Source organism: Serratia rubidaea (genome assembly GCF_016026735.1).
Classification (GTDB): domain Bacteria; phylum Pseudomonadota; class Gammaproteobacteria; order Enterobacterales; family Enterobacteriaceae; genus Serratia_B; species Serratia_B rubidaea.
Window position 1 is genome coordinate 4,226,634 of record NZ_CP065640.1, and the last position, 24,341, is coordinate 4,250,974.

The window sequence follows — 24,341 nt, forward strand, 5'->3', positions numbered from 1 at the left end:
GCGCACCGCGCCCATGTTTCATTTAGGATAAATCTTAATGAAAAAGTAACGCCAAGCAATCCAACAAAAAATATTCCTTCCCGTAAGCTTTCCTGCCCCTTGAGATATCCGCCGCCTGGATTTCTTCATCTCATCTGCTATACCTAAAATTTTGAGCAATGGCGGAAAATATTATGCGGCTACCCCTAGTTCTTAATTCATTCTACCGACTGATGGCGCAAAATATGCCTGAGCCGGTAAAACCCACCCTGCGCGGATGGTATAACGCATTTAATAAGGTACTGACTTACGGCTATAAAAACAGAGATATCTTCACCGCGCTCGATTTTGAAATCAATTCACAGTGTAATCTCAAGTGCAGCTACTGCCCGACGTCATTCAACGGAGGACGCGGGGTTAATTATATGCCGGAGGAGGTTTTCAGAAAGGCAATTGATGACCTGTCGGCAATAAATTATAAAGGCCGTATTTCCCCCCACTTTTTTGGCGAGCCATTACTGGATCAACGCTTGCCTGAACTGATGGCCTATGCCCGGAAAAAACTGCCTAACGCCGAAATTATTATCCACACCAACGGATTATTGTTGGATAAAGAACTGTACGACAGATGTATGCAGGCCGGCGTCAGCGGTTTTCTGGTTACCAAACACACCAAGAATTTGCCTAAGAAGCTGACCAGCATGGTAGACAGCGACTATGTCAAACATGGGGAGATCAAAATCCGTTCGCTCGACGGGCTGACGCTATTTAACCGCGGCGGTACGGTTAAACCCAAAAAAGAGCGGAAAATGAAGCACTGCCATTACGTGTCGGATGAGATTTCTATTACCTATACCGGCGAAGTGGTTTGCACCAACGATTACCATATCACCCACAGCTTCGGTAATGTGAAGGAGCAAAGTCTGTTGGAGATCTGGCACAGTGAGGATTTTCGCCGGCTGCGCAAAGAAGTGCGCCAGGGAAAATTCACGCTGCCAATGTGTAGAAAATGCGCGCTGAATGAAACCTAGCTGAGATCATCACCGTATTGCAGGTCCCCCCTGTAATGCGGTGAATCTACTGCGCAAGTAATAGTGTATATGCCTATTTATTATATGTTTCCCTGGTAAAGACGTAAGCATCTATCTCATTGGATAGGGCCAAGAATGATCCAGCCCTGAGAGCGACAGACCAAACGTCAGCACAAAATAGGCAATCAATGCTGCGAACATCACAATAGCTACTTTTTCCAGCAGATTAAGACGTTTTTCATCAGACATACTTCACTCCCCTTATTGCACCCCTCGTTAAGTACGCCTTTCAAACTTAGGCAATGATGGCCCCCACATCAATAGCCACACATAAAATGAAACATTATTAATAAGGTTGGTTAATGGTTTGTGCATTTTTTCATCGACCCCCACATTTCCTGCCGCTGCGACAACATGTTTACTCTTGCCGATTAGCCGGGTATGTTGCGCCATCGGCTCTGCCAGAGTGGCGGAAAGCACCTTGCCTTAACGGGGTAACTGGCGCCTGGGCCGGACGAGCACATAACTCTTGGTTATCCAGCAACAGAAACTATGAACAGAATTGAAATTGCCTTGGTGGTGGTCTGCATCATTCTCACCACCCTGCTGTTTTCCAAATCGGGTGACGTCATGCGGCGTAATAGAAGCCGTTATGAAGTGATTGCCGAAGAGCCGGTGTACAGTTCGCGGATAAAACTACGCTAATAAAGCCGCTGCATGGCGATAATACCGCTGACACCCGGCGCATTGAACATGGCGATAAAAGCGACAAAAAAGCCGCTGCGTTACGGCGAGAGGAATGTGAGAAAAAAGCGGGAGATTAGCGCAGACCGACGGACATCCGGCTGGTTTGAGTTGTTGCACTAATGGCAACGCGATGAGCTACCGGCGGTTCTGAACGGCATTCCTGCCGCCCATATTTCCCGCCCTCTTTCAATGCAATCAGCGCGCCCAGTCCGGCTTATTGAGGATATGGTCCTGCCAATCCACCACTTCGCTTTCACGCACGGCAATATGGCGGACGGTAATGCGCTCACCGTGCATCGCCGCCTTGGAGCCGCTGATCAGCGGATGCCAGGGGTACAGCGGCTTGCCTTCGCCGATCAGGCGATAGGCGCAGGTAGGCGGCAACCAGTCAAACGTCACCAGGTTTTCCCGCGTCAGTTTGATGCAGTCTTCTTCCAGTTCGAAGCGACGCTCATAATTGCGGCACTGGCAGGATTTAATATTCAGCTGGTTGCAGGCAACGTTGGTAAAGTAGATTTCGTCGGTATCTTCGTCGATCAGTTTATTCAGACAGCACTGCCCACAACCGTCGCACAGCGATTCCCACTCTTCTTCTGACATTTCCGCCAGCGTTTTGCTCTGCCAAAAAGGACGTTGTGACATGTTGAAATCCGGTATATCCCCTTAATGCTCTCGGCAAGCCCGACGGGCTGCGCGCTCGACATTAAGGATAAGTAAATGAATTTTAGCCTGCATACAGACTGCGAGGGGCACTATATAGACATTTTAGCCGGCAGATGCAAGCATTGCCGCCGTTTTTACACGGCGGCCGACGGAATCAAATCACGCGCGTGGTCAGCGTTTTGTCATTTAAGGAGAGGCTCAGCATATCGCCCGAGGCCATCGGCCCGACGCCCTGAGGCGTGCCGGTCAAAATGATGTCGCCGGCGCGCAAGGTGAAGAAACGGCTCATATAGGCGATCAGCGGCAGGATCGGCGTGATCATATCGCGCGTATTGCCCTGCTGGCGGATCTCGCCGTTGACGTTCAGCGTCAGCTCGGCATTTTGCGCATCGCCAAATTCGGCGACTGGAATAAAGCCGGAGATAGGACAAGAACCGTCGAAGCCTTTGGCCTTTTCCCAAGGCTGACCGGCCTTCTTGAACCCTGCCTGCAGGTCACGCAGCGTCAGATCCAGCGCAATGCCATAACCGGCGATCGCCCGCGCCACGCGATCTTCATTCGCCTGCTTCAGCGGCGTGCCGATCAGTACCGCCAGCTCAACTTCATGATGCACCGCGCCAAGATCTTTGGGGATCGCCACCGGCTGGCGGATATCACACAGTGCAGTTTCAGGTTTGATAAACAGCACCGGCTCGGCGGACTTGGCGCTGCCCATCTCCTTAATATGGTCAGCATAATTACTGCCTACGCACACCACTTTGCTTACCGGGAAATCCAGTAAGGCCCCCTGCCAGTCTCGATGTTGATACATTCCGTTTCTCCCTACAAATCATGTAGGGGCTCGGCCCGCAGGCCAGGCCCGTTGTCGTGACGTTAGCGCCGTATCGCTGACGGCCCGCCGCTGCGGCTTATTGCCCAACGGCATCCGCCATCATACCCACGCTGATGGCAAAATAATATGAACGGTTCCAGTGCATAATGGTACGGAAGTTATCATACACCAGGAACGCGCGCCCCTGCGCATCGTCCGGCGTGATCACCCAGCTGCGCAGCGTCGCATCCGGCAGCGCGGCGCCGTCAGGCTGCGTAACGCCCATTGCCGCCCACTGATTAACCGTGCGGCCGCGGGTCTTCAGCCCCAGATCGCCGGCGCTGAAGCCTGCCGGCAGTTTGACTTCGCGTCCCCAGCTGCTGCCCGCCTGCCAGCCTTCGGTCGCCAGGTAGTTGGCGGTTGAGGCGAAAACGTCATCAACATTGTTCCAGATATCAATCCGTCCATCGCCATCGCCGTCCGCACCATAGGTCAGGAAAGAGCTGGGCATAAACTGGCTTTGCCCCATCGCGCCCGCCCACGAGCCTTTTAGCTGCCCGGCCGTCACATGCCCTTGTTCGATAATTTGCAACGCCGCCAGCAGCTGCTTGCGGAAGAACGCCTCTCTGCGCCCCTCAAACGCCAGCGTCGCTAACGCGGACACCACGTCTTCCTTACCCTGAATCTTGCCGAAATGGCTTTCCATCGCCCACAGCGCCACAATATAGCGCTCCGGTACGCCGTAGCGCGCCGTCGCCCGCGCCAGCTGCGGCTGATACTTGCGCATCATCTCGCGCCCCTGCCGCGTTTTACTGGCCGACAGCACACGCTGCAGGTAAACATCCAGGGTGATTTTCTTTTCCAGCTGATTACGATCGGATTTGATCACCCGATCGACAAAATGAACATTGGCGAAAGCGCCGTCGACCGTTTGCTGGCTCAGTCCCTGCGCCAGCGCCTCGCTCCTGAGCTGCTCTACATAGGCGGGAAACTGGGCCGGATCGCGGCCGGTTGCGGCCAGCGTATTGGCGGCCGGCGCCTGAGGGGTTGCGACGGCGGGCTTCAGCAGCCGTTCCGACTCGGACGGCGCGGCTGCAGACGCCGCCTGCGCCGGATTGTGGTGGCTGGCGCAGCCGGCCAGTATCAAGGTAGTCAGCGTCAACGCCGTGGTCGACAATCTCATCGCGGTGTCCTTTTCTGCAATTCAATTCCGCCCCGCTCAGCCCGCGGGGCGAACGACAATTATTTTCCGCCGCTCAAATGCTGGCTCAATAAATTTTCTACCGGCGGCGGTACCTGCAGATAAAACCCCTCTTCTTTCAGGGCTTCTCTCACCTTATCAATATTCGCATTGGCTAATCTTTTCCGTTCGTCCAGATTAAGCGACATGGCGAACTGCGGGACGCCAAAACTTTTCAGCAAATCCTCCGGCACGCGCGAGAAGTCGTCTTTTTTTTCGACATAAAGATAAGTTTGATCGCGTTTTGAACTTCTATAGATCACACAAAGCATATTTTTAACTCTATTTAATTGGGACAGTGTCTTGCCTGGATATAACTCTGACTATAACATGCTTCTAGTACATCGGAATATCGCACCCCGAGTGGAATTCCGGGGATTTAAAGTTGCTGAAACTGAGTCAGGATAGATGTCACAATCGCCAATTGAGCTAAAAGGCAGCAGTTTTACCCTATCGGTTGTTCATTTGCATAATTCAGAACCCGGGGTAATTCGCGAGGCGTTGCAAGAAAAAGTGGAACAAGCTCCCGCTTTTTTGAAAAACGCCCCTGTTGTTATCAACATTGCAGCGCTTAACGGCGACGCAAACTGGAAAGAACTCCAACAGGCGGTCGCAGCGGCAGGTCTGCGGGTAGTTGGCATCAGCGGTTGCAAAGACGAACGGCAAAAACGGGCGGTTGCCCGTGCCGGTCTGCCGTTGCTGAGTGAAGGCAAAGGCCACAAGGTGGCCGCCGCCGAAGCGCCGGCGCCGACTCCCGAGCCGGCAGCCGACAACGCGCCCGCCAAAACACGCGTCATCAGTACGCCTGTCCGTTCCGGCCAACAGATTTATGCCCGCAACTGCGATTTAATCGTGACCAGCAGCGTCAGCGCCGGTGCAGAAGTGATTGCCGACGGCAATATTCACATCTACGGCATGATGCGCGGTCGTGCGCTGGCTGGCGCATCGGGCGATGCCTCATGTCAGATTTTTTGCACCCATCTGGCCGCTGAGCTAGTCTCTATCGCAGGGCAGTACTGGTTGAGCGACCAGATCCCGTCCGATTCGTTCGGGCAGGCAGTACGACTCAGCCTGTTGGATAACGCTTTAACCATACAACCTTTAAATTGAGCCCTTTTGACAAGGAACCACTTCATGGCACGCATTATTGTTGTTACATCGGGTAAAGGGGGGGTTGGTAAGACCACCTCGAGCGCAGCCATCGCGACCGGTCTGGCCAAACAAGGCAAGAAAACCGTCGTTATCGACTTCGATATCGGTCTGCGTAACCTTGACTTGATTATGGGCTGTGAGCGTCGCGTGGTTTATGACTTCGTTAACGTAATTCAGGGTGACGCCACGCTGAATCAGGCGTTAATCAAAGACAAACGCACCGAAAACCTCTACATTCTGCCCGCATCTCAAACGCGCGATAAAGACGCGCTGACCCGCGAAGGCGTTGAGAAAGTGCTCAACGAACTTGGCGAGATGGACTTTGATTTCGTGGTCTGCGACTCACCGGCCGGTATTGAAACCGGCGCGCTGATGGCGCTGTACTTCGCGGATGAAGCCATCATTACCACCAACCCGGAAGTGTCTTCGGTACGTGACTCCGACCGCATTCTCGGCATCCTGTCCTCCAAATCGCGCCGTGCCGAACAGGGCAAGGATCCGATCAAGGAGCACCTGCTGCTGACCCGTTACAACCCGGGCCGCGTCAGCCGCGGCGACATGCTGAGCATGGAAGACGTACTGGAAATTCTGCGCATTCCTCTGGTCGGGGTTATCCCGGAAGACCAGTCCGTACTGCGCGCATCCAACCAGGGTGAACCTGTGATTCTGGATCTCGAGTCCGATGCCGGTAAGGCATACGACGACACCGTTAACCGTTTGTTAGGAGAAGAACGCCCATTCCGCTTCATCGAAGAAGAGAAGAAGGGCTTCCTGAAACGCCTTTTTGGGGGATAAACCATGGCTTTGTTAGACTTCTTTCTGTCCCGCAAAAAAAGTACAGCCTCTGTAGCCAAGGAGCGGCTGCAGATTATCGTTGCAGAGCGTCGCAAGGGGGACAGTGAGCCCCCGTATCTGCCCGATATGAAGCGTGACCTCCTGGCCGTCATCTGTAAGTACATTCAGATTGACCCGGAGATGCTGCACCTTCAGTTTGAGCAGAAAGGAGACGATATTTCGGTTCTGGAGCTCAACGTCACGTTGCCGGAGTCAGAAGAAGCCGCTAAATGATCGCGACACCATAAATCTCCCCCTGTATTTTTGCAGGGGGGCACTGTATATGTGTCCAGACATTGAACGGGAAAACAGCAAAAGCGCTATTTTTACCGTTTGAGATTAATCCCAATTAATCTGGTAGTAATGTTCTTTAAACTTAATACTGGCGCCAGTATTATCTGAAATAAAATCCATCCCGCAATAACACGGAGCAGTTTCCTTTTCCCCTGCCCCGCGTCCGTTCCCGTTAGATTAATAACTCTGTAGGATTGCCAATAATGGTTCGGCTAATAATCCCGCACGCCAGCCGTTGATTAATTCCGGCTGGCAGTCGCTGTTTTTCAGTTTCCAATGCCAGTTCAGCAGCTGGTTAATTTGGCGACGCGACGCCAGCAACTCGCTGCTTAAGCCGCTTTGCTCACTGACGGCGGCAATCGCCGCTTTGATTTCCTTAAACACCTTCTTGTAACCCGGATGCTCAACCAGGTTGGCGACCGGAGGCGGCAGCGCAGCCTCATCCAGCGCGTTGGCCTCGGCAACCAGTGCCAGCAGCGTTTTCCCGTGGAAACGGATCTCCGGGCCGCTCAGGCCCAATGCGTCCAGCTCTCCCATGGAGGCCGGCATATGACGCGCCACCGCCCACAGGTTCTCTTCCCGCACGACGAAATTAACCGCCAGATCGCGCTGGCGCGCCTGCTGCAGCCGCCATGCGGCCAGCTTTTGCAAACAGCCCAGCTGACGCGGGCGCAGCTGCCAGGCGTTATTGATTTCGCGGTAGGCCAGCTCCGGCGCCAGCGTTTCGCTGCGACGCTGGCACAGCAGCAGGCATTCGTTGCTCGCCGCTTCGGTCCAGCCGGCCTGCTCCACTTCCTGCACCAGTTGCCCGGCCATCGGCAGCAGATAGAACACATCGGCCGCGGCATACTGGCACTGGCGTTCGGTCAACGGTCTGGCCAGCCAGTCGGTGCGCGACTCGCTTTTGTCCAACTCAACCTGCATATACGCGGCAACCAGCGTGGCGAACCCGCACGACAGCGGCCGGCCGGTAAACGCCGCCAGGATCTGGGTATCCACCAGCGGCGTCGGCAAGGTTTGGAACGCATTCAGGAACACTTCAAGATCTTCACTGCCGGCATGCAGGTATTTCACCACCGCTTTGTCGCTCAGCAGATCAATAAACGGCTGCCACTGGGTAATCGGCAGGGGGTCAATCAGGGAGAGTTGTTCACCATCGTATAACTGGATAAGGCCAAGCTGCGGGTAATAGGTGCGCGTTCTGACAAATTCGGTATCAAGCGCGATCTGAGCATGTGTTCTGGCCTGTTCGCAGACCTGCTGCAATCCGGCATCGGTAGTGATCAACGTATAATTCAAAACTTCATTCTCTTATTTCATGAGCCAAACACAACAACGCCGGCATTCACCGGCGTTGTTGATAAGTAAGTGTGACCAGACAACGTCAGGCGGCATCAGCCGCCTTGGGTTTCGCCTGTTCGTCACGCAGTTCTCGCCGCAGAATTTTGCCGACGTTCGACTTCGGCAACTCGTCGCGGAACTCAACAATTTTAGGCACTTTATACCCGGTCAGGTGCCGACGGCAATGGGTCAGCAACTCTTCCTTGGTCAGCGAAGGATCCTTCTTCACCACGCAAATTTTCACGGTTTCACCGGAGGCTTCGCTCGGCACGCCAATCGCCGCGCACTCCAGCACTTTAGCATGTTGGCTGACGACATCCTCAATTTCATTCGGATAAACGTTAAAACCCGACACCAAAATCATATCTTTTTTACGATCGACGATGCGAATAAAGCCCTGCTCATCCACCGTAACGATATCACCGGTCGCCAGCCAGCCGTCTTTCAGCACTTCATCCGTGGCATCAGGACGTTGCCAATAGCCTAACATAACTTGCGGTCCTTTGACCCACAGTTCGCCCGGCTCGCCCGGGGCGGCATCCTGCCCCTGGTCATTCACCAGACGTACGTCGGTCGACGGCACCGGCAAACCGATGCTGCCGCTGTAATGCTGCAGGTCGTATGGGTTGCCGGCCACCAGCGGAGCGCACTCGGTCAGGCCATAGCCTTCCAGCAGATGTTTGCCGGTGGTCTGCTCCCATTTGTCCGCCACCGCCTTTTGCACCGCCATGCCGCCGCCGACCGAGAAGCGCAGCGTCGAGAAGTCCAGCTTGAGGAACTCTTCGTTATTGAGCAACGCATTGAACAAGGTATTGACGCCGCTCAGGGCGGTAAACGGGTATTTGGCCAGCTCTTTCACCAGGCCGGGAATATCGCGCGGGTTGGTAATCAGCAGATTGCGGCCGCCCAGGTCGATAAACAGCAGGCAGTTCACCGTCAGCGCAAAGATGTGGTACAGCGGCAGCGCGGTCACCACCAGCTCTTGTCCGGCGCGGAACAGCGGCGCATAGGCCGCCTTGGCCTGCTCCAGATTGGCCTGCATATTGCGATGGGTCAGCATCGCGCCCTTCGCCACCCCGGTGGTGCCGCCGGTGTACTGTAAAAAGGCCAGATCGCTGTTAATGATGTCCGGTTTGACATATTGCAGGCGGCGGCCGCGCTGCAGCGCCGTGCGGAAAGAGATGGCGTCCGGCAAATCGTACTTGGGCACCAGACGTTTAATATATTTCACCACAAAGTTGACCAGCGTGCCTTTGGCCGCCGAGAGCTGATCGCCCATCCGCGTCAGGATCACGTGCTTGACCTGGGTCTTGAAGACCACTTTTTCCAGCGTATGGGCAAAGTTGGAGACGATAACAATGGCGCTGGCGCCGCTGTCGTTGAGCTGATGCTCCAGTTCGCGCGGCGTATAGAGCGGGTTCACGTTAACCACCACCATGCCGGCGCGCAGAATGCCAAACAGCGCAATGGGATACTGCAGCAGGTTCGGCATCATCAACGCGACGCGATCGCCCTTCTTCAGCCCCAGCTCATTTTGCAAATAGGCGGCGAATGCCCGGCTGCGCTCTTCCAGCTTGCGGTAGGTCATCACCTCGCCCATATTGATAAACGCGGGCTGATCCGCATAATGCCGCACGGCATTTTCAAATACTTCCACCAATGACGGATAGCGATCGGCGTCAATCTCTGCTGGCACATCTGCCGGATAACGTTTTAACCAGACCTTTTCCAAGGTATTACTCCCGAAATCATTTCTCATTATCATCGCATCCCCTAAACGCCCAGCTAGGTTATAACAATATCTTAACTCAGCAGACCAGTTTGGGTTTTAAACAATTTTCAGGTTGCGATGCGTGTCACTAATTACCGGCGATTCCCTGCGCCAAAAGAAAAGGCGGCTAATAAGCCGCCTTCAGAATCTATTGAATTTTTGCGTAACTTACTCGGTAACGATCGTTTGCACCTGCGCCGGTCCGGGGCTGTACCAACCATAGCCTGGCCCCCAGTCCGGTCCCCACGGGCCGCTGCGCCAGCCCCATGGCCCCATCGGCGCCGGCGGCATCACCACCTGCTGCGTCAGCCGCCAGCGTTTAAAACCGCTGACGTTCATGGTGACGAATTTATACGGCGTCGCGCCGATTTTGCCGGGCTTCACGCCGGTGATCGGCCCAACTACCGTGACCAGGTGCCCTTTGAAATCCGTCGGCTCAAGGAAGCCGTTGACCGTCGCCAGCACCCGCCCGCGCGACGGCTCACCGAGGATCGGCCGGGCGCCGTCATCCAGCGGCACCGCGGCGATTTCAAGCAGCGTTTTGCCCTGCTCATTCGCCACGTTCACCACTTTGCCGCCAAAGCGGGCCTCCGCGCCGTTAAACAGGCTCGGCGCATTTTGCACCGACGCCAGTTCCGTGACCGGCGTCGGCGAAGAGCCTTTAATCGCATCGGGAACGGTGACGCAGCCGGAAAGCATCAAAACGCCGCCGGCCAGCGCCGGCAGCGTGCATCGTTGAATGACAGTACGGATTAACATGATCGCAATCTCCTGAAATTTCTGTCACTTCGACCGTTATTTACGCCGCAAGTTGCAGAATCTTACTTCCCTGTGCCGAATAAAGCGCACATAACGTATACCGGACTATTCACGCCCCGGCAGTTTTTTCCAGGTGACTTCATTACGCAGGTAGGTCGGTTCCGCCTGCTCAACGCGGCAGGCCTTTCCCTGCCGCCAGGCGTGCAGCGCCAGCGGCAGCATATCTTCCGCCTGCGGCAGCAGCATCTGGCCGTCATGCAGCGTAATCGGCGCGCCGGCGACCAGCTCCGGGTAGGTTTGCCAGCCGGTGCCCGCCTGCGCCCAGTCGCCCTGCAGGCGTTGCGCGCGCGCCAGCGCCTGCTCCGGCGACAGTACCGCCTCGCCTTCACTTTCCAGCCACTGACCATCAGGCTGACGCTCAAACTGGCCCCAGTACACCTCGCCCATGCGAGCGTCGATCGCCGCCAGCACGCGCTGCGCGCCGGTCATTCGCCACGCGCCCTGCGCCATGGTCTGCAAGGTGGAAATGCCCAGCATCGGCAAATCCGCGCCTAACGCCAGCCCCTGCGCAATGCCGATGCCGATACGCACGCCGGTAAAGCTGCCGGGGCCGCGCCCGAAGGCCAGCGCATCAAGTTCGCCAAGCGTTACGCCGGACTCGGCCAGCACCTGCTGCACCAGCGGCAGAATACGCTGCGTGTGTTCACGCGGGCACAGTTCAAACAGGGCGTGGGTTTCGCCTTGATTCCAGAGGGCAACGGAACAAGCTTCCGTTGCGGTATCGATCGCTAAAATTCGCGTGGACATGCCAAACCTCAGGCGGGAAATATCAGTATTTTTTACAGGGCGCGCATTGTAGCACAGCCCGGATTACCGGCATAGCCGCAGCCGCACTGGCGCGGCAGGCCGGTTATTCCTGCTGCAAAAAGGCGATCGCCTTACCCAGATCGCGCGTGCGCGGCGTAGGCGGCAGGCTGTTGAGAAAGACTTCACCGTAGGGGCGCATCACCAGTCGGTTGTCGCAAATCACCAGCACCCCGCGGTCGTCCGTATCGCGAATCAGGCGGCCGACGCCCTGCTTGAGGGTGATCACCGCGTCCGGCAGCTGTACCTCGTTAAACGGATCGCCGCCGCGCAGGCGGCAGTCTTCAATACGCGCCTTGAGCAACGGATCGTCCGGCGAGGTAAACGGCAGTTTATCGATAATCACGCACGACAGCGCATCGCCGCGTACGTCCACCCCTTCCCAGAAGCTGCTGGTCGCCACCAGCAGCGCGTTGCCCGCCTCGACGAACTGCGCCAGCAGTTGCCCCTTGCTGGTTTCGCCCTGCACCAGCACCGGCAGCGTCATCGACGCACGAAACTCTTCCGCCAGCTCACGCATCATCTGATGCGAGGTGCACAGGAAGAAACAGCGCCCCTGGTTGGCCTCAATCATCGGGCGCAGCATCCGCGCCAGCTGGCGCGCGCCGCCCGGCTGATTCGGCGACGGCAGAAAACGCGGTACGCACAGCAGCGCCTGGTTGGCATAGTCAAACGGGCTGGGCAGCAGCAGCGTCTTCGCCTTGTTCAGCCCCAGCCGCTCGGTAAAGTGCCCCATCTGTTCATTCACCGACAGCGTTGCCGAGGTGAAAATCCAGCTGCCCGGCTTATCATCCAGCAGCTCACGAAAACGCTCCGCCACCGTCAGCGGCGTTAACGCCAGCACGAAGTTACGCGCGTTACACTCATACCAGTAGCTAAATCCAGGCTCGTTCACCGACTTCAAACGCTTCAGACGGGTGCGGTACTGGCTGGCGCGTTCAAACGCGGCGTCTAACAAGGCCGAACGCCCGAGCGACAGTTTCATCACGTCGTAGCACAGCTCCAGCGCATCATCGAGCAGCAGTAAGGCGCGCTGCACGTTGGGCTGGTTCAGCACGTCGCGCAGGTTGCCGCGGAACCCCGGCTCCCCCAACGCCAGCCGGAAATCCTGGGTACTCATGTTCAAGCGGTCGGCGCTTTTTTGCAGTTGGGCTACGTCGCGCACCTCGGTGCGGTAGGCAATAGTGATATCCTTGGCCAGATCCATCAGCTGACGGCTGGTCAGCTGCTTGCCAAAGTACTGGCTGGCGATATCCGGGATCTGATGCGCCTCATCGAAAATCATCACGTCCGCTTCGGGGATCAGCTCGGCAAAACCGCTTTCCTTCACCACCATATCCGCCAGAAACAGGTGATGGTTAACCACCACCACGTCGGCGTCCATCGCCTTGCGGCGGGCCTTGACCACGAAGCAGTCCTGATATTGCGGACAGTCGCTGCCCAGACAGTTGTCATTGGTGCTGGTCACCAGCGGCCAGACAAAGCTGTCTTCGGCCACGTCGCTGCAGCTGCTGATATCGCCTTCCACGGTCTGCGACGACCAGCCGCGCAGCTGCACCAGATCGATCAGCGTCTGGCCCGCCAGTTCGCCGCCGGCCAGCGACTGCTGCTCCAGACGCTCCAGACACAGATAGTTGGAGCGCCCTTTCAGCAGCGCCAGCTTACCTTTAAATTGCAACGCTTTGGCGATGGTCGGCAGATCGCGCGCGTACAGCTGATCCTGCAGCGCCTTGGAGCCGGTGGAGATAATCACTTTTTTATTCGAACGCAGCGCCGGCGCCAGATAGGCAAAGGTTTTCCCGGTGCCGGTGCCCGCTTCCACCACCAGCTCCTGCTTAAAGTTGATGGCTTCGGCGACCGCTTCGGCCATCAGCCGCTGCGCTTCACGCGGTTTAAACCCTGTAATTGCCTGCGCCAATGCGCCGTCTGTTGCGAAATCGTCTGCCACGCTGCCTCACCGCCAAAAAATTCAGCTGTGATTATATACACATTCCGCCGCGCCGTGCAGAGGCAGCAACGGGCGTCATGCTGTGCTACCCTAAGCGGGCCAACAATATGGAGATAACTGAATGAATATCGAACGCATTGATCCTGAACAGCGCTGGTCGGAAGCCGTAGTGCATAACGAAACCGTCTATTACACCAGCGTGCCGGAAAACCTGGATGAGGATGCGACGGCACAGACCGCCAACGCCCTGGCGGCGATTGACGTCCTGTTGGCGCGCGTCGGCTCAGACAAAAGCCGCGTACTGGACGCCACCGTATTTCTCGCCGACGCGGCGGACTTTGCCGCCATGAACGCCGCCTGGGACGCCTGGGTAGTGCCCGGCAGCGCGCCGGTGCGCTGCACCGTGCAGGCGAAGCTGATGAACCCGAAATACAAGGTTGAAATCAAAATCATCGCCGCCCAGTAATGCTTATGCCGCGGGCCTTTCAGACCGCGGCACGATGGCCATGGCGCCGCTGCGGCGCCTTTATGCCAGTTTGATCAGCACCATCCCCGTCAGCAGCAGCATAATTCCCAGCCAGCCTTTGCCATTGAGACGCTGACCGAACAGGATCCAGCCGGCAGCCACGGTGGCGACGATACCAAAACCGCCCCACAGCGCATACGCGACCGACAGGTCGATCCCCTTCACCGCCTGCGCCAATGCGCTAAAGGCGGCCAGTACCGACAGCAACGACAGCAGGCCCAGCCACACTTTGCGGAAGCCGTCCGACATTTTCAGAAAAATGTTGGCGACAATCTCCAGCGCGGTCGCCAGCACCAGAAAACCGATATGAACCCACTCAAGCTGTTGCATGATGTTCACCTCGCGCGTCACCGGCCGACGGCGTCTTACGGGTGCCGGACTTCACCAGCATAATGCCCGCGATCAACGTTGCCAGCCCCAGCAGCTTCAGCATGGAAACCGGCTCATCGAACCACAGCACGCTGAACAGGGTAATAAACAGAATGCCGATACCTTCCCATAAGGCGTAGGCCACGCCCAGCGCGACGCGCTTGATGGCGACGGACAGCAGAATATACGAAGCGGTGATCATCACATACATCACCATGTGACCCATTACGCCCCCGCTGACGCTGGCGTATTTCATCGACAAGGTGCCGATAATCTCGGTGGCAATAGCCAACCCTAAAAAAAGCCAATAAATCATGATTTTTCTCCCAAACGGCGAATAACGCACGCAAAGGCATATTTATCCCGATTTATCTCGTCCGCACGGCATTTGGCCGCATTAGGACGCAGAGATCCCTGGGGATAAACTGACCCAAACGTTATAAAAAAAGAGTGCCCGGTGATGCGAAGATAAAGCCAGGAAAATCCAGCCTTACCGCGACCGGTTAAGGGAGAAAGACGCTATAGCTCACTGCACCAGTGATGCTCACTGGCAAGGATGGCAGACAGAAAAAGCTGACAGGTAGAGGTTCTAAGGGGGTTTTTATTTGTTGTCATCATAGTTATCTCGCTATCTTCAGCCGTACCTATCACAAAACCCGTACGGTTTGCTCAATATCCTCATTATGGAAAAGTTTAACGAATATAGTTGTACCACAGGCCAAATAATAAAGCAAACCGCCATTTCCATTAAAAACCAAGGAAAAATAAGTTAAAAATAAGAAACTTATATCAAATAAAAACAAACAAAGGCTCAACAAATGGTTGAGCCTTTGACGGAACGGCATTGTGCAAGAATGCGGCAAAGCCAGGTGCGGCAAGGCTTAGCCGCGCGCGCCGTTCACCGCCTCGCGCGCCAGTTCGGTGATGCGCGCATAGTCGCCCTGCTCCAGCGCATCGCCGGGCACCAGCCAGGAACCGCCGATGCACAGCACGCTTTTCAGCGCCAGATAATCGCGATAATTACCCGGTGAGATCCCGCCGGTCGGACAGAAACGCACCTGCGGGAACGGACCGGCGATCGCCTGCAGCGCCTTCACGCCGCCGTTGGCTTCCGCCGGGAAAAATTTGAACTCGCGCAGACCGTAATCCATCCCCAGCATCAGTTCCGAGACGGTGCTGATGCCCGGAATCAACGGGATCGTGCCGGCGGTCGCCGCCTGCAGCAGATCGGCCGTCAGCCCCGGGCTGATGGCAAACTGCGCGCCCGCTTCGGTCACCGCCTGCAGCTGCTGCGGGTTGATCACCGTACCGGCGCCGATAATCGCCTCAGGCACCTCTTTGGCAATGGCGCGGATGGCATCCAGCCCGCACTCGGTGCGCAACGTCACTTCCAGCACCCGCACGCCGCCGGCGACCAACGCCTTCGCCAGCGGCACCGCGTGCTCCAGCTTATTAATCACAATAACCGGCACAACCGGGCCCGCGCTCAGGATCTGCTGCGCGCTGGTTTTCCAGTGATTCATCGTTTTCTTCTCCACATTGAGGTTAGTGTATGGCACGCCCCTGCCACAGGGCTTTCAGACCAGGGTCTGAAAAGTCCGGCCGTACCCTCAGCCCGAACGACAGGCAAAAAAAAGCCGGCAGACTCGCTGCCGGCATCACGACTTATTCGAACTCGTTCCAGGAACGGCCGTCGCGGGTGATCATCGCCACCGACGCCACCGGCCCCCAGGTGCCGGCCTGATAAGGCTTAGGCGCTTCGTTGTCGGCTTTCCACGCGTCCATAATGGAATCGACCCACTTCCAGGCCTCTTCCACCTCGTCACGGCGGACGAACAGCGCCTGAATGCCGCGCATGCTCTCCAGCAGCAGACGCTCGTAGGCGTCGGCAACGTGCTCCTGGTTAAAGGTTTCCGAGAAACTCAGATCCAGTTTGGTGGTTTGCAGATGGTGCTTATGATCAAGACCCGGCACTTTATTCAGCACCTGGATCTCAATCCCTTCATCCGGCTGCAGGCGAATGGTCAGTTTGTTCTGCGGCAGCTGCTGATACGAGTCGCTGAACAGGTTAAGCGGCGGGTTCTTGAAGTACACCACCACTTCGGAGCATTTGGCCGGCAGGCGTTTGCCGGTACGCAGATAGAACGGCACGCCGGCCCACTGCCAGTTGTCGATATCCACGCGGATAGAGACAAAGGTCTCCGTGTTGCTGCTCTTGTTGGCGCCCTCTTCCTCCAGATAGCCGGGTACTTTACGCCCCTGCACAAAGCCGGAGGTATACTGGCCGCGCACCGTGGTTTCACGCACGTTGCGCTGGTCGATACGGCGCAGCGAACGCAGCACTTTGACCTTCTCGTCGCGGATGCGGTCGGTGGTCAGATCCGCCGGCGGCGACATAGCGATCATGGTCAGCACCTGTAGCAGGTGGTTCTGAATCATATCGCGCATCTGGCCGGCCTGGTCGAAGTAACCCCAGCGCCCTTCGATGCCCACCTCTTCCGCAACGGTAATCTGCACCGAGTCGATGGTGCGGTTATCCCAGTTGGAAGCGAACAGCGAGTTGGCAAAACGCAGCGCCAGCAGGTTCAATACCGTCTCTTTGCCCAGATAGTGGTCAATGCGGTACACCTGACTCTCATTGAAGAACTCGGCAACCTGATCGTTGATCAGCCGTGAGGAAGCCAGATCGGTGCCCAGCGGCTTCTCCATCACCACGCGCGCCGGCTCTTTGTTCAGCTTGGCCTGCCCCAACCCTTTGCAGATCGCGCCGAAGGTGCTTGGCGGCATCGCGAAGTAGTTGATGGTGGTGCGGCTTTCCTGATCCAGCATTTTGCCCAGTTTGGTAAAATTCTTGCTGTCGTTGACATCAAGATTACAGAAATCTAATCGCGCGCTGAGCGTAGCCCACAGTTCGTCATCCAGCTTTTCCTTCATAAAGGTTTCAAGCGCTTCTTTGACGACCTTGGTATAAGCGTCTTTATCCCACTCTGCACGGCCCACCCCGATAATGCGGGTGTCCGGGTGGATATGTCCGGCTTTTTCTAATTGGTACAGGGAAGGCAGCAGCTTACGGCGCGCCAAATCCCCCTTCGCGCCGAAAATAACCAGGTCGCACGCCTGGGCTGTAGAGGTTACCGCCATGTTCATCTCCTCGTTGCAGGATATTTGTAATTTTCTTACATTACTAATGTACTCTCTTTACCTACGGCCAGTAAACCCGGATTAAAAGCAGAAAAACGCCAGAAACCATATGGCTATACGCTGAACGTCGGTCGATGCCGCCCGCGTTGCCACCAACTGTAATTTTCTGTCTTTTTTGTTACTCTTTTACCATTATGAAAGTTAGACACAGCTCATATTCTGGTGAAAAATCCCAGCAAACGCTCTGTCGAGACTGCCAACGGTTACCAGCACGTAGTATATTTTCATTAAACCGGCATTGATTTCTCCTTTGATTGAAATCGATATACCCAATTGATTTCTCGTTGCAACCTGACGCCGGCCGGCACTTCACGCCGCTCACCGCACATCAGACGCGTTTTTTGCGTATCGGCAACCGGAAATTTGCAGGGTAAAAACCCATGAGTGACACCCGTTATATGAATACGCTGGAAAAAATTCAGAGCCATTTAGAGCAACTGAGCAAATCCGAAAGAAAAGTCGCCGAGGTGATCCTCGCATCGCCGCAAACGGCGATCCACTCCAGCATCGCCACGCTGGCGCGTATGGCCGACGTCAGCGAGCCGACGGTAAACCGCTTTTGCCGCCGTCTTGATACCAAGGGTTTTCCCGATTTTAAACTGCATCTGGCGCAGAGCCTGGCGAATGGCACGCCCTACGTCAACCGCAACGTCGAGGAAGACGACAGCGTTGAGGCCTACACCAGCAAAATTTTTGAATCGGTGATGGCCAGCCTGGATACAGTAAAGGCAAATCTGGATATCGCCGCCATAAATCGTGCGGTTGACCTGCTGACCCAGGCGAAAAAAATCTCCTTCTTCGGCCTCGGCGCCTCCGCGGCGGTCGCTCACGACGCCATGAACAAATTCTTCCGCTTCAATATCCCGGTCGCCTACTTCGACGATATCGTGATGCAGCGCATGAGCTGCATGAACTCCGGTGAAGGCGACGTGGTGGTGCTGATTTCACACACCGGCCGCACCAAGAACCTGGTGGAAATGGCGCGTCTTGCACGCGACAACGACGCTGCGGTGATCGCCGTGACCTCGCACGATTCACCATTGGCGCGGGAAGCCACCCTGGCGCTGCTGCTCGACGTGCCGGAGGATACCGACGTCTATATGCCAATGGTGTCGCGCATCGCCCAGTTAACGCTGATTGACGTGCTGGCGACCGGTTTTACCCTGCGCCGCGGGGATAAATTCAGAGATAACTTGAAGCGCGTCAAGGAAGCGTTGAAAGAATCGCGCTTTGATAAAGACGTAGAGATTCCCAACAGTTTCGAGTCATAATCGAAACGGCCCTCATTCGCCGCCGGACAGCCTCTGCGAGGCGATTTGATCGGCGGCACTATAGGTTGTACCGTGTAACACGTTCCTGCGGATAACCCGGGTGTGACACCAGCGTCATGAAGCGTGGCTATGATGACGTTTCGCGCCGGTTCGCGTTATCCGATGCTTATCGCAACACTTTTTTATTTGCTTCACCAGTCAACGGAGTAATACATGTCCAGACGGCTCAGAAGAACCAAAATCGTTACTACACTGGGTCCGGCTACCGACCGCGACAATAATCTGGAAAAGATCATTGCTGCCGGCGCCAACGTAGTTCGGCTTAATTTTTCCCATGGCAGTGCAGAAGACCACCTGGCGCGCGCGGATAAAGTCCGCGAAATCGCCGCCAAACTGGGTCGGCACGTGGCTATTCTCGGCGATCTTCAGGGGCCAAAAATTCGTGTATCCACCTTCAAGGAAGGCAAGGTCTTCCTGAATGTCGGTGATAAATTCCTGCTTGATGCCGAAATGGCGAAAGGCGAAGGCGATAAAGAAAAAGTCGGCATCGACTATAAAGGCCTGCCTGCCGACGTGGTGCCGGGCGATGTGCTGCTGCTCGACGACGGGCGCGTGCAGCTGAAGGTGCTGGAAGTTCAGGGCATGAAGGTGTTTACCGAAGTGACCGTCGGCGGCCCGCTGTCCAACAACAAAGGCATCAACAAACTGGGCGGCGGCCTGTCAGCCGCTGCGCTGACCGAAAAAGACAAGGCCGACATCGTCACCGCCGCCAAGATTGGCGTGGACTATCTGGCCGTTTCCTTCCCGCGCACCGGCGAAGACCTGCACTATGCACGCCGCCTGGCGCGCGATGCCGGCTGTAATGCCAAAATCGTCGCCAAGGTTGAACGGGCGGAAGCCGTCTGTGATGAAGAAGCGATGGACGATATCATCCTGGCGTCCGACGTGGTGATGGTGGCGCGCGGCGACCTCGGGGTCGAAATCGGCGATCCGGAGCTGGTCGGCATTCAGAAAACGCTGATCCGCCGCGCCCGTACGCTGAACCGCGCGGTGATCACCGCCACCCAGATGATGGAGTCGATGATTACCAACCCGATGCCAACCCGTGCGGAAGTGATGGACGTAGCCAACGCCGTCCTCGATGGCACCGATGCGGTGATGCTGTCGGCGGAAACTGCGGCCGGCCAATACCCGGCGGAAACCGTCGCCGCCATGGCGCGCGTTTGTCTCGGGGCGGAAAAAATCCCCAGCATCAACGTTTCCAAACACCGGCTGGACGTGCAGTTCGACAATATCGAAGAGGCGATCGCCATGTCTTCGATGTATGCGGCCAACCACCTGAAAGGGGTAACCGCAATTATCGCCATGACCGAATCCGGCCGCACCGCGCTGATGATGTCCCGTATCAGCTCCGGCCTGCCGATTTTCGCCATGTCGCGCCATGAGCATACGTTAAACCTGGCGGCCCTGTACCGCGGCGTCACGCCGGTCTATTTCGACAGCCACACCGACGGCGTTGCCGCCGCCAATGACGCTATCAACCGTCTGCGTGACAAAGGCTACCTGCTGTCCGGCGATCTGGTGCTGGTCACCCAGGGCGACGTGATGGGCACCGTCGGCACCACCAATACCAGCCGTATCCTGCGTATCGAGTAACCTCATCCGCTATCTGCCGGCCTGTTCTCGCAGGCCGGCATATTTCTACCGCTTCGGTAACCCTTCAACGTTGTCCCAACCATAAGGAAAGTACGGCGTGCTGCATCAACATACCCCGCATTCCGACGCCGAACGCACCGCTAGCCTGGAACGGGACGGCTTTGGTATGCTAAGCGCCCTCAACGTGCTGAGCCTCGCCAACAATGCCATCACCCAACTGCCGGATACATTCTGCCAGCTCACTCAGCTGTGTGAGATGAAAAATTTACGCCGGCTGGATTTACGTTGGAATAACTTTACCCGTTACCCCGCGGTTATCGATCGGCTGATCGCACGCGGATGCATGGTACATGCGTAAACAAACCAAAGGCGCCGTTATGGCGCCTTTTTACATCCGGGTTCAGGTAAACATCAGCGGTATAGGTCATCGCGCGAATAGGGTTCGATCTCCCCTTCCTTGCGCGTCTTCAACAGTTTGAGGATCCAGGTGTACTGCTCGGGATTCGGCCCCACCAGATTCTCCACCTCTTCATTCATCCGCCGCGCGATGCGATGGTCATCAGCCTGCGCCAGGTCATCCATCGGCTCGCGAATATAGATATCCAACATGCTGGTTTTACCGTCATACACCGGGAACAGAGGGACGATCGCCGCGCGACACACTTTCATCAGGCGCCCGACCGCCGGCAGCGTCGCCTTATAGGTGGCGAAGAAATCCACAAACTCGCTGTGCTCTGCGCCATGGTCCTGGTCCGGCAGGTAATAGCCCCAGTACCCTTGCCGCACCGAGCTGATAAACGGTTTGATGCCGTCGTTGCGCGCATGCATGCGGCCGCCAAATTTGCGCCTTACCGCATTCCACAGGTAGTCCACCAGTTGATTGCGCTGATTATGGAACATCGCCGCCATCGGCTGACCGCGCGCCGCCATCAGCATCGCCGGCACATCCACCGCCCAACCGTGCGGCACCAGGAAAATCACGTTACGCCCTTCCTCGCGGATTTTATCCAGCACCTCTTCGCCATGCCAGCGCACGCGCTTGAGCACCCGCTGCGGGTTGGTGCAGGCCAGCTCCGCCATCAGCACCATCGACTGCGGCGCGGTAGCGAACATTTCATCAATGATGTGCTCGCGATCGCTTTCCGGCACCTCCGGCAGGCAGTACAGCAGATTAATGCGGGCGCGACGACGGGCGCCCTTCGCCAGCTTGCCGGCGACCCGCCCCAAACCGCCCAGCAGCGGATCGCGCACTCGCGCAGGTACCAGCGATACGCCGGCCATCAGCCCCGTTCCCAACCAGACGCCCCAGTAGCGCGGATGAAGGAAGGCTTTTTGAAACTGCGGGATAAATTCTACGTTCGATTTTTTTTCGTTTTGCATGCACCAACTCTTAACTTAGCGGCCCGGCTATTATCCCAGACATGCGCGCTGCGCTGCGGTTTCCCCGCGTGCGCGCCGTTCAAAGGCTATTGGGTATAATAATTGCAGATGATGAATTTGCAATTCGCCACGGCGAAACGCCAGATACGGGAAAGGCCCGATCGCGGATCGGGCCAATAAATAACGCGTGACGACAGGCTTAGTCCAGCTGCAACTGCGGCACCACTTCTTTTACCTGCGCCAGATATTCGCGGCGATCTTTACCGCTCAGGCCTTCGGAACGCGGCAGTTTCGCCGTCAGCGGGTTAACCGCCTGCTGGCCAACCCAGAATTCATAATGCAGGTGCGGCCCGGTGGAACGTCCGGTGTTGCCGGAAAGCGCGATGCGATCGCCGCGTTTCACTTTCTGTCCCGGCTTCACCAGCAGTTTCTTCAGGTGCATATAGCGCGTGGTGTATTGGCGACCGTGGCGGATCGCCACATAGTTGCCCGCCGCGCCGCTGCGCTTGGCGATAACCACTTCGCCATCGCCCACCGCCAGCACCGGCGTGCCGACCGGCATGGCAAAATCGACGCCTTTATGCGGCGCAATTCGCCCGGTGACCGGGTTAACGCGGCGCGGGTTAAAGTTGGAGGAGATGCGGAACTGCTTGATGGTCGGGAAACGCATAAAGCCGCGCGCCAGGCCGGAACCCTGACGATCGTAGAACTTGCCGTCCTCGGCGCGAATCGCATAGTAGTTTTTACCGCCGGTGCGCATACGTACGCCCAGCAGTTGGCTCTGCTCACGCTTGCCCTCAAAGTGCTCGCGCGACATCAGCACCGCAAACTGGTCGCCTTTGCGCAGCTTGCGGAAGTCCAGCTGCCACTGCAGCGCCTTGGTCACCGCGCTGATTTCAGAGCGGCTCAGCCCGGCGGCGGAAGCGCTGGCGACAAAGCTGCCGTTCAACCGGCCGCTGATGACCTTGTTGCTCCACTCGCCTTCCTGAGTTTCCTCGCTGGATTTGAAATTATTGCCAACGCGCTCATAGGTGCGGGTTTCGCGGCGGGAAACTTCCCAGGTCAGCGTTTGCAGATCGCCGGTATCGTTCACCGTCCAGGAAAGCTGCTGACCAATCTTCAAATTACGCAGGTCGCGGTTTTGCGAGGCCAGCAGCGTGACGTCCGACATGTCGATGCCGTACTGCGTCAGAATGCTGCTCAGAGTATCGCCGGTAGAGACCACGTATTCATGCACCCCTTCCTCGCCGGCGACCTTTTGGTCCAGCTCATCCTGCGGGATGTCATCATCCGGGGTGGGTTGATCGATATCGATGGGTTCGCTGGCCTCAGGCAGCAGCGAATGTAACTGGCTGGATTCTAACTCGACGTTTTTAACGATGGGATTATGGTCTGGGTGATAAACAAAAGGCCGCCAGACGGCGACGGCCAGTGTGACGACTGTCAGCGACCCCAGCATGACGCGGTGGGGCCGTGGCAGGTTGTTATACGCCAGAGCGATAGTTCGGACTATCTGCTGCACTCTTGGATATCCTCATAAGCTTTACTTCAGGCAGCTCACGTATTGGTTTGACAGCGCTGTCAGGAAGTTCCCGTAGCTGTCCTTCCCCAATGCGATGCCGCTACCCAACGGGTCCAGCGTTCCGGAACGCACCTTGGTACCCTTGGCAACGGCATTGATTACGGCCGGCCTGAATTGTGGCTCAGCAAAAACGCATACTGCTTTCTGCTCAACCAACTGTGTTCGAATTTGGTGTAAGCGCTGTGCTCCAGGCTGGATCTCAGGGTTAACGGTAAAATGGCCCAGTGGGCTCAAACCGTAGTGTTTTTCGAAATAGCCGTAAGCGTCATGAAAAACAAAATATCCCTTACCTTGCACAGGCGTAAGCATCTTACCAACATTTTTGTCAGTTTGCGTCAGCAGATTCTCGAATTGACGCAGGTTCGCGTCTAGTTTGTCTTTATTTTGCGGCATAAGTTCCAACAATCTGTCATGAATCGCGATCGCAGTCACTTTTGCCATTTCCGGCGACAGCCAGAGGTGCATATTATATTCGCCGTGATGGTGCCCATGATCGTGCTCGTGCTGATGCTCGTCGCCGTGGCCTTCATGGTCGTGCCCCCCTTCGGCATCTTTTTGCAGCAGCGGCTTCACCGCCGGCAGCGCGGCGACGGACAGCTGCTTTTGCGCGTCAATCGGCTGCAGCGGCTTGCTGAGAAACGCCTCTAAATCCGGGCCGACCCACACCACCAGGTCGGCCGAGCGCAGGCGCCGCAGGTCAGAAGGACGCAGCGCGAAATCATGCGGCGACGCGCCGTTCGGCAGTAAAACTTCGGTTTCCGTTACGCCATCGGCGATGGCGGAGGCAATAAACCCCAGCGGCCGGATCGATGTTACCACCGCCGCCGTCGCACTGCCGGCCATCATCAGGGTGCTTGCCAGCAGCGCGCGCTGCAGCCATTTTTTTTTCTGTATCATCGTGTGTTATCCCGTCGTGTTTGTC

The 24,341-nt window shown here is 56.6% G+C and carries 26 protein-coding genes; 9 read left to right on the forward strand and 17 right to left on the reverse strand.

Annotation, left to right across the window (positions count from 1 at the left end):
- The first annotated feature begins 224 nt into the window (after positions 1–224).
- Positions 225–1,010, forward strand: a complete 786-nt coding sequence (locus tag I6G83_RS19875) for a radical SAM/SPASM domain-containing protein (protein ID WP_232238927.1) — start codon at positions 225–227, stop codon at positions 1,008–1,010.
- A 111-nt stretch (positions 1,011–1,121) separates the two neighbouring features.
- Here the strand turns inward: I6G83_RS19875 and I6G83_RS19880 are convergent, their stop codons facing one another.
- Positions 1,122–1,259, reverse strand: a complete 138-nt coding sequence (locus tag I6G83_RS19880) for a hypothetical protein (RefSeq protein ID WP_015672592.1) — start codon at positions 1,257–1,259, stop codon at positions 1,122–1,124.
- Between the two features lie 303 nt (positions 1,260–1,562).
- Between I6G83_RS19880 and I6G83_RS19885 the strand changes: the two genes are divergently transcribed.
- Positions 1,563–1,715, forward strand: coding sequence for a hypothetical protein (locus I6G83_RS19885; protein ID WP_156484013.1), 153 nt, complete (start codon positions 1,563–1,565; stop codon positions 1,713–1,715).
- 237 nt (positions 1,716–1,952) lie between these two features.
- On the opposite strand, the gene I6G83_RS19890 is transcribed toward I6G83_RS19885, so the two are convergent.
- The 4 genes from I6G83_RS19890 to I6G83_RS19905 all read right to left on the reverse strand — a co-directional run bounded on the left by I6G83_RS19890 (position 1,953) and on the right by I6G83_RS19905 (position 4,743).
- Positions 1,953–2,399, reverse strand: a complete 447-nt coding sequence (locus I6G83_RS19890; protein ID WP_054304772.1) for a YcgN family cysteine cluster protein — start codon at positions 2,397–2,399, stop codon at positions 1,953–1,955.
- Positions 2,400–2,574: 175 nt separating this feature from the next.
- Positions 2,575–3,231, reverse strand: a complete 657-nt coding sequence (locus I6G83_RS19895; RefSeq protein ID WP_015672594.1) for a fumarylacetoacetate hydrolase family protein — start codon at positions 3,229–3,231, stop codon at positions 2,575–2,577.
- Positions 3,232–3,328: 97 nt separating this feature from the next.
- The gene (locus tag I6G83_RS19900) at positions 3,329–4,414 is read right to left on the reverse strand and encodes a lytic murein transglycosylase (protein WP_054304773.1); all 1,086 of its coding nucleotides are present in this window, start codon (positions 4,412–4,414) and stop codon (positions 3,329–3,331) included.
- Positions 4,415–4,473: 59 nt separating this feature from the next.
- Positions 4,474–4,743, reverse strand: coding sequence for a YcgL domain-containing protein (locus I6G83_RS19905; RefSeq protein ID WP_054304774.1), 270 nt, complete (start codon positions 4,741–4,743; stop codon positions 4,474–4,476).
- A 136-nt stretch (positions 4,744–4,879) separates the two neighbouring features.
- Here I6G83_RS19905 and minC point away from each other — a divergent pair, with 136 nt between their 5' ends.
- From minC to minE, 3 genes are read left to right on the forward strand one after another with little or no spacing between them, the layout of a single operon-like run.
- Positions 4,880–5,581, forward strand: a complete 702-nt coding sequence (gene minC / locus I6G83_RS19910; protein WP_015672597.1) for a septum site-determining protein MinC — start codon at positions 4,880–4,882, stop codon at positions 5,579–5,581.
- 24 nt (positions 5,582–5,605) lie between these two features.
- Positions 5,606–6,418 carry a septum site-determining protein MinD gene (minD, locus tag I6G83_RS19915; RefSeq protein WP_015672598.1) on the forward strand — a complete coding sequence of 271 codons (813 nt, stop codon included), beginning with the start codon at positions 5,606–5,608 and terminating at the stop codon, positions 6,416–6,418.
- A gap of 3 nt (positions 6,419–6,421) precedes the next feature.
- Positions 6,422–6,691 carry a cell division topological specificity factor MinE gene (gene minE / locus I6G83_RS19920; RefSeq protein WP_015672599.1) on the forward strand — a complete coding sequence of 90 codons (270 nt, stop codon included), beginning with the start codon at positions 6,422–6,424 and terminating at the stop codon, positions 6,689–6,691.
- Between the two features lie 237 nt (positions 6,692–6,928).
- Here the strand turns inward: minE and rnd are convergent, their stop codons facing one another.
- The 5 genes from rnd to I6G83_RS19945 form a co-directional block, all read right to left on the reverse strand.
- Entirely contained in the window at positions 6,929–8,050 is a 1,122-nt protein-coding gene (gene rnd, locus I6G83_RS19925; RefSeq protein ID WP_054304775.1) for a ribonuclease D, read from the reverse strand.
- Between the two features lie 85 nt (positions 8,051–8,135).
- Positions 8,136–9,824 carry a long-chain-fatty-acid--CoA ligase FadD gene (fadD, locus tag I6G83_RS19930; protein WP_054304776.1) on the reverse strand — a complete coding sequence of 563 codons (1,689 nt, stop codon included), beginning with the start codon at positions 9,822–9,824 and terminating at the stop codon, positions 8,136–8,138.
- A 207-nt stretch (positions 9,825–10,031) separates the two neighbouring features.
- Positions 10,032–10,622 (reverse strand): Slp family lipoprotein, encoded by a 591-nt coding sequence (locus tag I6G83_RS19935; RefSeq protein WP_054304777.1) that lies wholly within the window; start codon positions 10,620–10,622, stop codon positions 10,032–10,034.
- Positions 10,623–10,727: 105 nt separating this feature from the next.
- A complete protein-coding gene (gene tsaB / locus I6G83_RS19940; RefSeq protein WP_015672603.1) occupies positions 10,728–11,429 on the reverse strand; it encodes a tRNA (adenosine(37)-N6)-threonylcarbamoyltransferase complex dimerization subunit type 1 TsaB in 702 nt (233 codons plus the stop codon).
- Positions 11,430–11,532: 103 nt separating this feature from the next.
- Positions 11,533–13,434, reverse strand: coding sequence for an ATP-dependent DNA helicase (locus tag I6G83_RS19945; protein ID WP_054304778.1), 1,902 nt, complete (start codon positions 13,432–13,434; stop codon positions 11,533–11,535).
- Positions 13,435–13,555: 121 nt separating this feature from the next.
- Here I6G83_RS19945 and I6G83_RS19950 point away from each other — a divergent pair, with 121 nt between their 5' ends.
- On the forward strand, positions 13,556–13,900 hold the full coding sequence (locus tag I6G83_RS19950) for a RidA family protein (protein WP_015672605.1): 345 nt from the start codon (positions 13,556–13,558) through the stop codon (positions 13,898–13,900).
- A gap of 60 nt (positions 13,901–13,960) precedes the next feature.
- Here I6G83_RS19950 and mdtI read toward each other — a convergent pair whose 3' ends face one another.
- The 4 genes from mdtI to zwf all read right to left on the reverse strand — a co-directional run bounded on the left by mdtI (position 13,961) and on the right by zwf (position 17,470).
- Positions 13,961–14,290: a multidrug/spermidine efflux SMR transporter subunit MdtI gene (gene mdtI, locus I6G83_RS19955; protein ID WP_041412126.1), complete on the reverse strand. Its 330-nt coding sequence runs from the start codon at positions 14,288–14,290 to the stop codon at positions 13,961–13,963.
- On the reverse strand, positions 14,277–14,645 hold the full coding sequence (gene mdtJ, locus I6G83_RS19960; protein ID WP_054304779.1) for a multidrug/spermidine efflux SMR transporter subunit MdtJ: 369 nt from the start codon (positions 14,643–14,645) through the stop codon (positions 14,277–14,279). The genes mdtI and mdtJ overlap by 14 nt, the downstream gene beginning before the upstream one ends.
- A gap of 565 nt (positions 14,646–15,210) precedes the next feature.
- The gene (locus tag I6G83_RS19965) at positions 15,211–15,852 is read right to left on the reverse strand and encodes a bifunctional 4-hydroxy-2-oxoglutarate aldolase/2-dehydro-3-deoxy-phosphogluconate aldolase (RefSeq protein WP_054304780.1); all 642 of its coding nucleotides are present in this window, start codon (positions 15,850–15,852) and stop codon (positions 15,211–15,213) included.
- 142 nt (positions 15,853–15,994) lie between these two features.
- The gene (zwf, locus tag I6G83_RS19970; protein ID WP_015672609.1) at positions 15,995–17,470 is read right to left on the reverse strand and encodes a glucose-6-phosphate dehydrogenase; all 1,476 of its coding nucleotides are present in this window, start codon (positions 17,468–17,470) and stop codon (positions 15,995–15,997) included.
- A 458-nt stretch (positions 17,471–17,928) separates the two neighbouring features.
- On the opposite strand from zwf, the gene I6G83_RS19975 reads away from it, so the two are divergent.
- The 3 genes from I6G83_RS19975 to I6G83_RS19985 all read left to right on the forward strand — a co-directional run bounded on the left by I6G83_RS19975 (position 17,929) and on the right by I6G83_RS19985 (position 20,815).
- Entirely contained in the window at positions 17,929–18,801 is an 873-nt protein-coding gene (locus tag I6G83_RS19975) for a MurR/RpiR family transcriptional regulator (protein ID WP_054304816.1), read from the forward strand.
- A gap of 213 nt (positions 18,802–19,014) precedes the next feature.
- Entirely contained in the window at positions 19,015–20,457 is a 1,443-nt protein-coding gene (gene pyk, locus I6G83_RS19980; RefSeq protein ID WP_015672611.1) for a pyruvate kinase, read from the forward strand.
- 97 nt (positions 20,458–20,554) lie between these two features.
- Complete coding sequence (locus I6G83_RS19985) at positions 20,555–20,815, forward strand: leucine-rich repeat domain-containing protein (RefSeq protein ID WP_054304781.1); 261 nt, start codon at positions 20,555–20,557, stop codon at positions 20,813–20,815.
- Between the two features lie 53 nt (positions 20,816–20,868).
- Here I6G83_RS19985 and lpxM read toward each other — a convergent pair whose 3' ends face one another.
- From lpxM to znuA, 3 genes are all read right to left on the reverse strand, one after another.
- Positions 20,869–21,837 carry a lauroyl-Kdo(2)-lipid IV(A) myristoyltransferase gene (lpxM, locus tag I6G83_RS19990; RefSeq protein WP_015672612.1) on the reverse strand — a complete coding sequence of 323 codons (969 nt, stop codon included), beginning with the start codon at positions 21,835–21,837 and terminating at the stop codon, positions 20,869–20,871.
- Between the two features lie 199 nt (positions 21,838–22,036).
- Entirely contained in the window at positions 22,037–23,359 is a 1,323-nt protein-coding gene (gene mepM, locus I6G83_RS19995) for a murein DD-endopeptidase MepM (protein ID WP_054304782.1), read from the reverse strand.
- A 21-nt stretch (positions 23,360–23,380) separates the two neighbouring features.
- The gene (gene znuA / locus I6G83_RS20000; protein ID WP_054304783.1) at positions 23,381–24,316 is read right to left on the reverse strand and encodes a zinc ABC transporter substrate-binding protein ZnuA; all 936 of its coding nucleotides are present in this window, start codon (positions 24,314–24,316) and stop codon (positions 23,381–23,383) included.
- Between the last annotated feature and the right edge of the window lie 25 nt (positions 24,317–24,341).

Bases quoted from the DNA above. Each gene is read 5' to 3' on its own strand.
- I6G83_RS19875 (WP_232238927.1), top strand. From the start codon at position 225: ATGCCTGAGCCGGTAAAACCCACCCTGCGCGGATGGTATAACGCATTT.
- I6G83_RS19880 (WP_015672592.1), bottom strand. From the start codon at position 1,259: ATGTCTGATGAAAAACGTCTTAATCTGCTGGAAAAAGTAGCTATTGTG.
- I6G83_RS19885 (WP_156484013.1), top strand. From the start codon at position 1,563: ATGAACAGAATTGAAATTGCCTTGGTGGTGGTCTGCATCATTCTCACC.
- I6G83_RS19890 (WP_054304772.1), bottom strand. From the start codon at position 2,399: ATGTCACAACGTCCTTTTTGGCAGAGCAAAACGCTGGCGGAAATGTCA.
- I6G83_RS19895 (WP_015672594.1), bottom strand. From the start codon at position 3,231: ATGTATCAACATCGAGACTGGCAGGGGGCCTTACTGGATTTCCCGGTA.
- I6G83_RS19900 (WP_054304773.1), bottom strand. From the start codon at position 4,414: ATGAGATTGTCGACCACGGCGTTGACGCTGACTACCTTGATACTGGCC.
- I6G83_RS19905 (WP_054304774.1), bottom strand. From the start codon at position 4,743: ATGCTTTGTGTGATCTATAGAAGTTCAAAACGCGATCAAACTTATCTT.
- minC (WP_015672597.1), top strand. From the start codon at position 4,880: ATGTCACAATCGCCAATTGAGCTAAAAGGCAGCAGTTTTACCCTATCG.
- minD (WP_015672598.1), top strand. From the start codon at position 5,606: ATGGCACGCATTATTGTTGTTACATCGGGTAAAGGGGGGGTTGGTAAG.
- minE (WP_015672599.1), top strand. From the start codon at position 6,422: ATGGCTTTGTTAGACTTCTTTCTGTCCCGCAAAAAAAGTACAGCCTCT.
- I6G83_RS19935 (WP_054304777.1), bottom strand. From the start codon at position 10,622: ATGTTAATCCGTACTGTCATTCAACGATGCACGCTGCCGGCGCTGGCC.
- tsaB (WP_015672603.1), bottom strand. From the start codon at position 11,429: ATGTCCACGCGAATTTTAGCGATCGATACCGCAACGGAAGCTTGTTCC.
- I6G83_RS19950 (WP_015672605.1), top strand. From the start codon at position 13,556: ATGAATATCGAACGCATTGATCCTGAACAGCGCTGGTCGGAAGCCGTA.
- mdtI (WP_041412126.1), bottom strand. From the start codon at position 14,290: ATGCAACAGCTTGAGTGGGTTCATATCGGTTTTCTGGTGCTGGCGACC.
- mdtJ (WP_054304779.1), bottom strand. From the start codon at position 14,645: ATGATTTATTGGCTTTTTTTAGGGTTGGCTATTGCCACCGAGATTATC.
- I6G83_RS19965 (WP_054304780.1), bottom strand. From the start codon at position 15,852: ATGAATCACTGGAAAACCAGCGCGCAGCAGATCCTGAGCGCGGGCCCG.
- zwf (WP_015672609.1), bottom strand. From the start codon at position 17,470: ATGGCGGTAACCTCTACAGCCCAGGCGTGCGACCTGGTTATTTTCGGC.
- I6G83_RS19975 (WP_054304816.1), top strand. From the start codon at position 17,929: ATGAATACGCTGGAAAAAATTCAGAGCCATTTAGAGCAACTGAGCAAA.
- pyk (WP_015672611.1), top strand. From the start codon at position 19,015: ATGTCCAGACGGCTCAGAAGAACCAAAATCGTTACTACACTGGGTCCG.
- lpxM (WP_015672612.1), bottom strand. From the start codon at position 21,837: ATGCAAAACGAAAAAAAATCGAACGTAGAATTTATCCCGCAGTTTCAA.
- znuA (WP_054304783.1), bottom strand. From the start codon at position 24,316: ATGATACAGAAAAAAAAATGGCTGCAGCGCGCGCTGCTGGCAAGCACC.